This is a genomic window from Rhizobium sp. 10N414 (genome assembly GCF_056394785.1).
Genome location: NZ_JBFTIN010000019.1, coordinates 103775 through 111454 on the forward strand (window position 1 = coordinate 103775; position 7680 = coordinate 111454).

Here is a 7680-nt window from a genome sequence, read left to right on the forward strand (position 1 = left end):
CCTCTTGCGCCGGACCCCAATCCTTTCTATATCCTCGCCACGAAAGTCCGGCGGCCGATCCCGCTCGGACGCAGGAAATCCGCCGGCTCAGATGGGCGGACCGCAACAAGCTTAGAATTGGCAGCCACCCGTGAATACACTGGATTTTGACAAGAGGCCGGAAGATACCCGCGTTGTCGTCGCCATGTCCGGCGGCGTTGATAGCTCCGTGGTGGCAGGCATTCTCAAGCGCCAGGGCTATGACGTGCTCGGCATTACGCTGCAGCTTTACGACCACGGCGCGGCCGTTCACCGTGCCGGTTCCTGCTGCGCCGGCCAGGATATCGACGATGCGCGTCGCGTTTGCGAAACGCTCGGTATTCCTCACTATGTCCTGGATTACGAAAAGCGCTTCCGGGATACGGTGATCAACCCCTTCATGGAAAGCTATGTGGCCGGCGAGACGCCGATCCCCTGCGTCTCGTGCAACCAGACGGTCAAGTTCGCGGATCTCCTGGCAACGGCCAAGGAGCTTGGCGCCGACGCGCTGGCGACTGGCCACTACATTCGCTCCCGCGCCAATCCGGCCCCCGGCAATCCCGGTCGCCGCGCCCTTTATCGCCCTGCTGATGCCGATCGCGACCAAAGCTACTTCCTCTTCGCGACGACGCAGGAACAGATCGATTACCTGCGCTTTCCGCTCGGCGGTCTGCCCAAGGCAGAAACCCGCAAGCTTGCCGAAGAGATGGGGCTTGTCGTCGCCAAGAAGGCCGACAGCCAGGACATCTGTTTCGTGCCGCAGGGCAAATATTCCGACATCATCAACAAGCTGAAGCCGAATGCGGCACTCGCAGGCGAGATCGTCCATCTCGACGGCCGCGTGCTGGGCCAGCATGAAGGCATCCTGCACTACACGATCGGCCAGCGCCGCGGCATCGGCGTCGCCACCGGCGAGCCGCTCTATGTCGTCTATCTCGATGCCCGCTCGCGCCGGGTCATTGTCGGGCCGAAGGAGGCGCTGGAGACGCACCGCGTCTATTTGCGGGATGTCAACTGGCTGGGTGACGAGCCGCTTGTCGAGGCGGCTTCGGGCGAGGGCTTCGTGTGCTTTGCCAAGGTTCGCTCGACGCGCGCGCCGACGCCTGCCGTCTTGCATGCCGATGCGACCGGCATCTATGTCGACCTCGCGGTTGGCGAGGCTGGCGTTGCGCCGGGCCAGGCCTGTGCGCTCTATTCGGCACCCGGCGACGACGCCCGCGTGTATGGCGGTGGTTTCATCGAACGCTCCGAGCGCGAACCGGCGGCGGAAGCTTCGCTGAAGGCGCTGTTGGCCAGCCCGGTCGCGGCCTGAAAAAGCCTGTGGTATTTTCTCGATCATGCGCTTGACACAAAGCCGAAGCGCACCTTATAAGCCGCTCATCCCACGGGCCGAGCGCATCGCGAACGGCACCGTTGACCAGTGGCGGAGTAGCTCAGTAGGTCAGAGCAGAGGAATCATAATCCTTGTGTCGGGGGTTCAAATCCCTCCTCCGCTACCAGTCAAATGACGCATTTTCTTCTGTGGACTTTCCCATAAACCTTGGCTGCGGGCCTTTCTCCGTTGCTTACCCCTGTGCACCATGGGTCTGCGCTGTTGTCATCATTGTCGCTTAGACTGCTCGGCGAAAATCACGGATCGGATTTGAGAATGGCGAAGAAGCCGAAACGGGAACATTCCGAGCTTGCCGGTGAGTTTACCGATGATGGCGTGACCGTGCTCGTCGACATCTTCCGTCCGGCGGGTACGAATGGCGACTGGAAAATGGAAGTGGTGACCCAGCACGAGGATCTCATCGAATGGGAAGAGCCCTTCGCGACCGATCGCGAGGCCTTTGACGAGTTCCTGGCGACGATCGCACGCGAGGGGATCCGAACATTTCTGGAGGAAGAGGACCCGTCCGTCCACTAGCCCTTGCATCGTCGCGAAGGCTCGCGGCCGGCCGGCAAGCGGAGAATTGCTCGCAGCGCTCTACGTTCCGGAATATTGGTCCGCTCCGAAAGCGCCAGTTTGTTCGACGCAAAGCCGGCGCCCAGAAAGGTTTTCAGCTTCAGTAGGGCATAGTCTTCGCAGTCGCCTTTGTTGTTGATGGGAAGCGACCAGTATTCGGATTTCCCCGATGTCTGTGCGTCCGTCGCCAGCGTTGACCTGCCTGTTCACCTTTTGAAGCAAAGGCATAGCCTTCTCGTCGGTCATCTCGTGGCCGCCGTTGCCATGGCAAAGCCAAGTATAGCGCGTGCAAGCCGAGGGGAAGCCTATCGGCGCTCCAATGGCGCCTGATGCGCGCAGGGCGGATCCTGCATAGCTCTCACCAGAAAACGCTGTGAAAACAAGCGTGAACGCTGCGAAAGCTGCCAAGGTCCGCGTCGAAAACATCCTATCGGCTGAGTGCTGCGCAACCAAGGTGGCGGTAACGAAGGCGGCGGTAACCAGGGTGGCGGTAACGAAGGTGGTGGCAACCAAGGCGGTGGCAACCAGGGTGGTGGCCACCAGGGTGGCGGCAACCAGGGTGGCGGCAACCAGGGTGGTGGAAACCAGGGTGGTGGAAACCACCACTAAGGCTTATCTTACACGGCGACCAGCCTCAGTTCAGAGAAGCAAAGCCCGGGCGTATGTCCGGGCTTGGTCATTTCATCGTTGAGCAGTCTCAAAATCTGAAGCCAACGCCGACGGTAACAACCTTCTGATTGAAAACGGTGTCTATGCCCAAAAGGACTTTGCTGCCGTAGTCGTTGTAACGACATTCCACGCGCCCGAAGATGTTGTACGTGAAGGCGTAGTCGAGACCGGCTCCGGCGGTCTACCCTGAGAACTGGCATCGAAGCCGTTCCAGGTGAAAACTGGGGCTGCTGGTACAACCGCGGCCGCCCCCTCATAAGATCGGGGGGCGACGCCGCCCCTGCAAGACCAATGAAGGCCGCCGAGGCGGCAGCGATACGAAAATGCGCGATAAATCCCTCTCCTATGACAAGGGTCCACTCACTTTGCGCACCGATCGGGCTAGGTCCGATCGGTGATCGCGGTCCATGCTGCGTGAGCGAACGTGGCCCTGTCTGAACGGGTCCATTACGAAGTTCTGATGTAGAGGACTACTGGAGAGGAGTGCGGAGCGCTTATCCGTTGGCCAATGTCTCGTGACGGTCAAGGGCGAACGAGCGCGTTTCTTCGGCGGGCATCGCCTTGCCGAAGAGATAGCCCTGTCCGACATCGCAGCCGAGTTGAAGCAGGTGGCCGAGTTGGCGATGCTCTTCGATGCCCTCGGCGGTGGTCTGTATGTTGAGGCTGCGCCCGAGCCCAAGCATGGCGCGGATGATTTTTTCCTGACGCTCATCATCGCGGTACGTTGCGATGAAGCTCTTGTCGATCTTGATCTTGTCGAAGCGATAGCGGGCGAGCTGGGCGAGGCTGGAGTAGCCGGTGCCGAAATCGTCAAGCGCGATCTGAACGCCTGCATCGTGGAGTTCATCCAGGATGATTGCGGCAACCGCCGGATCCTGGATCAGGGCATTTTCGGTGATCTCGATCTCCAGACGACTTGGCGGAAGACCATTTGCCGACAACACCTTGAAGATGCGCGAGGCCAGCAGCTTGTCCTCCATTTGCACCGGAGAGACATTGAAGGAGAGGGTAACGTGGTCGTCCCAGGCCAGGGCGTCTCCGCAGGCCTGCGCCAGAAGGTCTTCGAAAAGCTCGGTGATCAGTCCGGTCTCTTCGGCAATGCCGATGAACTCCGGCGGCGGAATGGCGACGCCTTCTTCGTCCGTCCAGCGAGCGAGCGCTTCGAAGCCGCAGACCGTGCCTCTCTTGAGATCGATCAACGGTTGATAGAAGGGGCGGATGGCCTTTTGCTGAATTGCGACGCGCAGCTTGGATTCCAGCGTCGCGCGCTTTGCCACCTTGTCCTGCATCGAGGCTTCGAACACCATGTGGTGGTTGGGGCCGCGTGACTTCGCCTCGTACATGGCGAGGTCGGCTCGGTGGGCCGCGTCCTCGAGCGGCTCTTGACCCTGCTCCCAGCGATCGTGGCCGACGCTGGCGCCGACTTCGACCGCGAACCCGTTGATGTGAATGGGCCGTGTTACGGCTTGAATGAGCAAACGCGCGAAGCGTTCTTCATGGCGGGAGGAGAGGCCAAGCGCAACGACGACGAACTCGTCGCCGCCGAAGCGATAGACGCAGTCCGCGTTTCCGATTGCGCAGATCCGTTTTGCCACCTCGATCAGAAGGGCGTCGCCGCCATTGTGGCCGACAAGGTCATTGACCTTCTTGAAGCCATCGAGGTCTATCGAGAAGATTGTCACGTTCTGCTCCCACTCGTCACCTTCGACGTCGGTCTTCGTCCTTCGCGGCGGGACTTTCCGTTCGAACGCATAGCGGTTGGGAAGTTTGGTGAGGTGGTCGTGGGTTGCTGTCCAGTCGGCCTTGGCCTGAGCGGTGGCCCGCAGCTCCATCTCCTTGCGCAAATCGACAATGCGCAGGATCGAATAGACGAAGCTCATCGCCCCGCCGATGCCAAGGGCGAGGACGAGCTTGTCTGCACCATAGCTTTCGTAGGCGCCGACGAAGGCGACCACACAGTTATCCAGTTCCAGGATTGCACCGACGAGCCATAGCGTTACCCCCAACGCCATGACCAACAAGCATTGCCTCCCGGCCCTGCTCTGGAAGAATACCGGCATGCTTTACTCCATCTCCACCCGGGCGCTGATGTATCATGGAAGTCTGAAGCGTTTGTTGAAATCAAAGGGCGATTTCTTGTTATCGAATCGCTATCACGGCGTGTGAACTGGCTCGAAAGCCGCGGTGAAAAACGAGGCGAGCGCTTGTCGCTCGCCTGTTGTTCTCAAAGTCTGGTTAGAAGGGTGACGCTGACGACGAGCAGGAGAAGCATCCCGGCGCCAGTCATACGTAGCAGACGCGTGCGTCGCATCCGCGCGCCGCTCCAATCATAGGGCATGCAAAGTCCTCCTTGGGGCAAGGATTGACAGCCCGACGGTGTCGGGTCGAAAAACTATCGCATCGATTGCTTGCGTAAGGCTGGACTAAATTATCGCCCTGAAAATTAGGTGGTTTGTCCTTCGAAGCGCAGGGACCAGCGGCTTCCGTTGCTGGTCATGTGAGCGACGGCGAGCGGTTCGATATCGGTAATCCAGAATGATGACAGGGGGGCATTCAGCGTGCCGATGATGGCTGCTCGGATGACCGCCGCATGGGTAATGGCGATGATGTTACCGCCGGACTGCAAGTGCTCGCGCATCCAACCGTTTACACGCATGCACACGGCAGCGATCGCCTCGCCACCATGCGGTGCTTCCTCCGGTTGCGCCATCCAGGCGGCAAGGTTCTCGGGTTCCGCTTGCTGGATCTCGGCGATCGAACGGCCCGCCCACCGGCCAAAATCGCAATCGGCGAGCGCCTCGGAAACTTCCGGCTGCAAGCCAAGCGCGCCGGCCGTCTGCCGCGCGCGCAGCGTCGGGCTGGCGAAGACGCTGTCGGCGTGCCGCAGGCGTGGGGTGATTGCCCGTGTGGCAATGATTGCCTTTTCATTCAGCGGTTCGTCCTGCGGGAAGCGCGCCTCGCGGTTGGCGGCCGTCGGGCCGTGGCAGATCCAGGTAAGGCGCGTCATCACGTTCGTTGTCTCCGGATATAGGGGAGCGTGGCCCGCCGCTGCATGAAGTTTCGTTGACAGGTTCGAAGCGGCAGATATAACGGTGATGTTGTGGGTTTGGAAACCGGTGAAATTCCGGTGCGGTCGCGCCACTGTGATCAGGATGAGGATACCTCGGACTGGAAGTCAGACCCTGCCACGCAACGATTCTCGACTGAACGCGTCATTCCAGGAGGAATACATGTCTGACACTACTTTTGCGCCCGTCGCCGCACCGGCTCCGATTCCGGTTGGCGAGCTTTTGCCTTGGGCCATCTTCGGCGGTCTACTGATGCTCATCGCCATCTATTTCGTCGGTACCGAAGAGGGCGCGATGGCGCTTTTCAACGGTATGTACGTGCACGAGTTCGTGCATGACGGCCGGCATCTCCTCGGCTTTCCCTGCCACTAAGGGAGTTCCGGACATGGTTGGAAATCTTTTGCTTCGCGGCATGCTCGCGGGGGTGGTCGCTGGCGTCCTCGTTTTCGCCTTTGCGCATACTTTCGGCGAGCCGCTTGTCGACCAGGCGATCGCGTTCGAGGAGGCGGCCGCCCAGGCGGCGGGTGAAACTGCTGAGCCTGAAATCGTCAGCCGCGCCACGCAGGCGGGCCTTGGCCTCTTAACCGGTGTAATGGCCTACAGCATTGCTGTCGGCGGCCTGTTTGCCCTCGTATTCGCCTTTATCCAGGGGCGGTTCAGCAATCTGAGCGCCCGCGGGACCTGTGCCGTCATCGCCGCTGCGGCGTTTGTCGCTATCGTGATCGTACCCAACATAAAATATCCGGCCAATCCGCCGGCAGTCGGCAATCCCGACACCATTGGCGTCAGGACCGAGCTGTTTTTCCTGATGATCGTCGTTTCGATCGCTGCGCTTGTAGCTGCAATTGCGCTTGCACGCCGCCTCACGCCGCGGTTCGGTATGTGGAATGCGGCAATCGCGGCAGGTCTGGCCTATGTCGGTTTCATCGGCCTCGTGCAGTATCTGCTGCCGCCGATCAACGAGGTTCCGGAGAACTATTCGGCTATGGTTCTCTGGCGTTTCCGTACGACCACGATCGGGATGCACGCCATCCTATGGGGCGTTCTTGGCCTGGCCTTTGGTGCTCTGGCCGAGCGCAAGCTCGGTGCCGCACCCAGGCTCAGCGCTCGCGCGTCGGTCTTCCATTGATCGGAGAAGGCTCCGGAGCAATCCGGAGCCTGTCCTCAGAGATGACCAGTCGGCGTCCCATTTTTCTTGTAGCCATGATTGCTGTCCTGCAGCTTTGGTCCGTCGCGGCCGACGCGCACCAGCGGAGCAGCAGCGGTTCCCAAAGCGGCATCGCGATCGCCGAGATCTCACATGGCGAAATGGTCATGATGGCGGAGTATCGCGATCGGATCATTGATCTCGCGGCGCGTGCCACGGACACGAACGAGCCGTTCCGACGCGTGCTGAACTATGCGCAGATCCAGCATGCCTATTGTCTCTGGGGCAAGATGCCGGGCGGGGTGACCGACGAGGCCAGTCCATTCAATGAATGCTCGCACGCCTACCTCGCGGCAACGAAGGCCGTGCTCCTGTCGATGCGCAACATGGGCGCGGAGGCGGACGAGGCGGAGGCCATCGTCTCTGCGATCGACGCCGGCATGGTGTTGCGCGGTCTGGCGCTGATCACCTGCGAGTTCAGCGGTGAGGCGTTCAACACTGCGGATGTCGTTCGCCCGGTGTGGAGGAATGTTCCCTTGCATCCCGGCAGCATGGTGACGGTTACCGGCTTCGCGGCGGTGTTGCTGGCTGCGGCATATTGTGGACGGCGGCTGCTTCGGTGGATCGCGCCCTGACGAAACCTGCTCCGGCAGACCGTCCTTAATTTGACCCTGAAAGGCTCTAGGCTGTGGTGACAATTTAACGATCCGGGATTCCATTCGAGTCGCAAATCAGATTCAACGCTGACTTTTGGAGGTCGGCGATGGATGGTGAGGTTCTTCGAGATGACCAGTGGGAGCGGCTGAAGCCGTTTGTGCCCGGTGGTCGCA

8 protein-coding genes, 1 tRNA gene and 1 pseudogene are annotated in these 7680 nt (G+C 60.5%); 6 read left to right on the forward strand and 4 right to left on the reverse strand.

What is annotated here, in order from left to right; translation table 11 throughout:
- The first annotated feature begins 130 nt into the window (after positions 1-130).
- From mnmA to AC1DE4_RS18325, 3 genes are all read left to right on the forward strand, one after another.
- Positions 131-1330, forward strand: a complete 1200-nt coding sequence (mnmA, locus tag AC1DE4_RS18315; protein WP_018859230.1) for a tRNA 2-thiouridine(34) synthase MnmA — start codon at positions 131-133, stop codon at positions 1328-1330.
- A gap of 110 nt (positions 1331-1440) precedes the next feature.
- Positions 1441-1517, forward strand: a tRNA-Met gene (locus AC1DE4_RS18320).
- A gap of 149 nt (positions 1518-1666) precedes the next feature.
- On the forward strand, positions 1667-1927 hold the full coding sequence (locus tag AC1DE4_RS18325; RefSeq protein ID WP_477882393.1) for a hypothetical protein: 261 nt from the start codon (positions 1667-1669) through the stop codon (positions 1925-1927).
- Here the strand turns inward: AC1DE4_RS18325 and AC1DE4_RS18330 are convergent.
- From AC1DE4_RS18330 to AC1DE4_RS18345, 4 genes and pseudogenes are all read right to left on the reverse strand, one after another.
- Positions 1924-2157 (reverse strand): transglutaminase-like cysteine peptidase, encoded by a 234-nt coding sequence (locus AC1DE4_RS18330; RefSeq protein WP_477882400.1) that lies wholly within the window; start codon positions 2155-2157, stop codon positions 1924-1926. The two genes, AC1DE4_RS18325 and AC1DE4_RS18330, sit on opposite strands and share 4 nt — an antisense overlap.
- Before the next feature lie 506 nt (positions 2158-2663).
- A pseudogene (locus AC1DE4_RS18335) lies at positions 2664-2816 on the reverse strand (outer membrane protein); the annotation flags it as partial.
- 313 nt (positions 2817-3129) lie between these two features.
- Entirely contained in the window at positions 3130-4695 is a 1566-nt protein-coding gene (locus tag AC1DE4_RS18340) for a putative bifunctional diguanylate cyclase/phosphodiesterase (RefSeq protein ID WP_477882395.1), read from the reverse strand.
- Positions 4696-5078: 383 nt separating this feature from the next.
- Positions 5079-5642, reverse strand: coding sequence for a histidine phosphatase family protein (locus AC1DE4_RS18345; RefSeq protein ID WP_113471098.1), 564 nt, complete (start codon positions 5640-5642; stop codon positions 5079-5081).
- Positions 5643-5865: 223 nt separating this feature from the next.
- Here AC1DE4_RS18345 and AC1DE4_RS18350 point away from each other — a divergent pair, with 223 nt between their 5' ends.
- Genes AC1DE4_RS18350 through AC1DE4_RS18360 form a run of 3 tightly spaced genes read left to right on the forward strand, consistent with a single transcriptional unit; the run spans position 5866 to position 7485 of the window.
- Complete coding sequence (locus tag AC1DE4_RS18350) at positions 5866-6075, forward strand: CbtB domain-containing protein (protein ID WP_018859236.1); 210 nt, start codon at positions 5866-5868, stop codon at positions 6073-6075.
- A gap of 13 nt (positions 6076-6088) precedes the next feature.
- Positions 6089-6832: a CbtA family protein gene (locus AC1DE4_RS18355; RefSeq protein WP_018859237.1), complete on the forward strand. Its 744-nt coding sequence runs from the start codon at positions 6089-6091 to the stop codon at positions 6830-6832.
- 41 nt (positions 6833-6873) lie between these two features.
- Positions 6874-7485 (forward strand): hypothetical protein, encoded by a 612-nt coding sequence (locus AC1DE4_RS18360; protein WP_018859238.1) that lies wholly within the window; start codon positions 6874-6876, stop codon positions 7483-7485.
- Positions 7486-7680 lie beyond the last annotated feature (195 nt).

Excerpts from the sequence above, each read along its gene's own strand:
- AC1DE4_RS18360 (WP_018859238.1), top strand. The coding sequence starts at position 6,874 with ATGACCAGTCGGCGTCCCATTTTTCTTGTAGCCATGATTGCTGTCCTG.
- AC1DE4_RS18345 (WP_113471098.1), bottom strand. The coding sequence starts at position 5,642 with ATGACGCGCCTTACCTGGATCTGCCACGGCCCGACGGCCGCCAACCGC.
- AC1DE4_RS18355 (WP_018859237.1), top strand. The coding sequence starts at position 6,089 with ATGGTTGGAAATCTTTTGCTTCGCGGCATGCTCGCGGGGGTGGTCGCT.
- AC1DE4_RS18325 (WP_477882393.1), top strand. The coding sequence starts at position 1,667 with ATGGCGAAGAAGCCGAAACGGGAACATTCCGAGCTTGCCGGTGAGTTT.
- AC1DE4_RS18340 (WP_477882395.1), bottom strand. The coding sequence starts at position 4,695 with ATGCCGGTATTCTTCCAGAGCAGGGCCGGGAGGCAATGCTTGTTGGTC.
- AC1DE4_RS18350 (WP_018859236.1), top strand. The coding sequence starts at position 5,866 with ATGTCTGACACTACTTTTGCGCCCGTCGCCGCACCGGCTCCGATTCCG.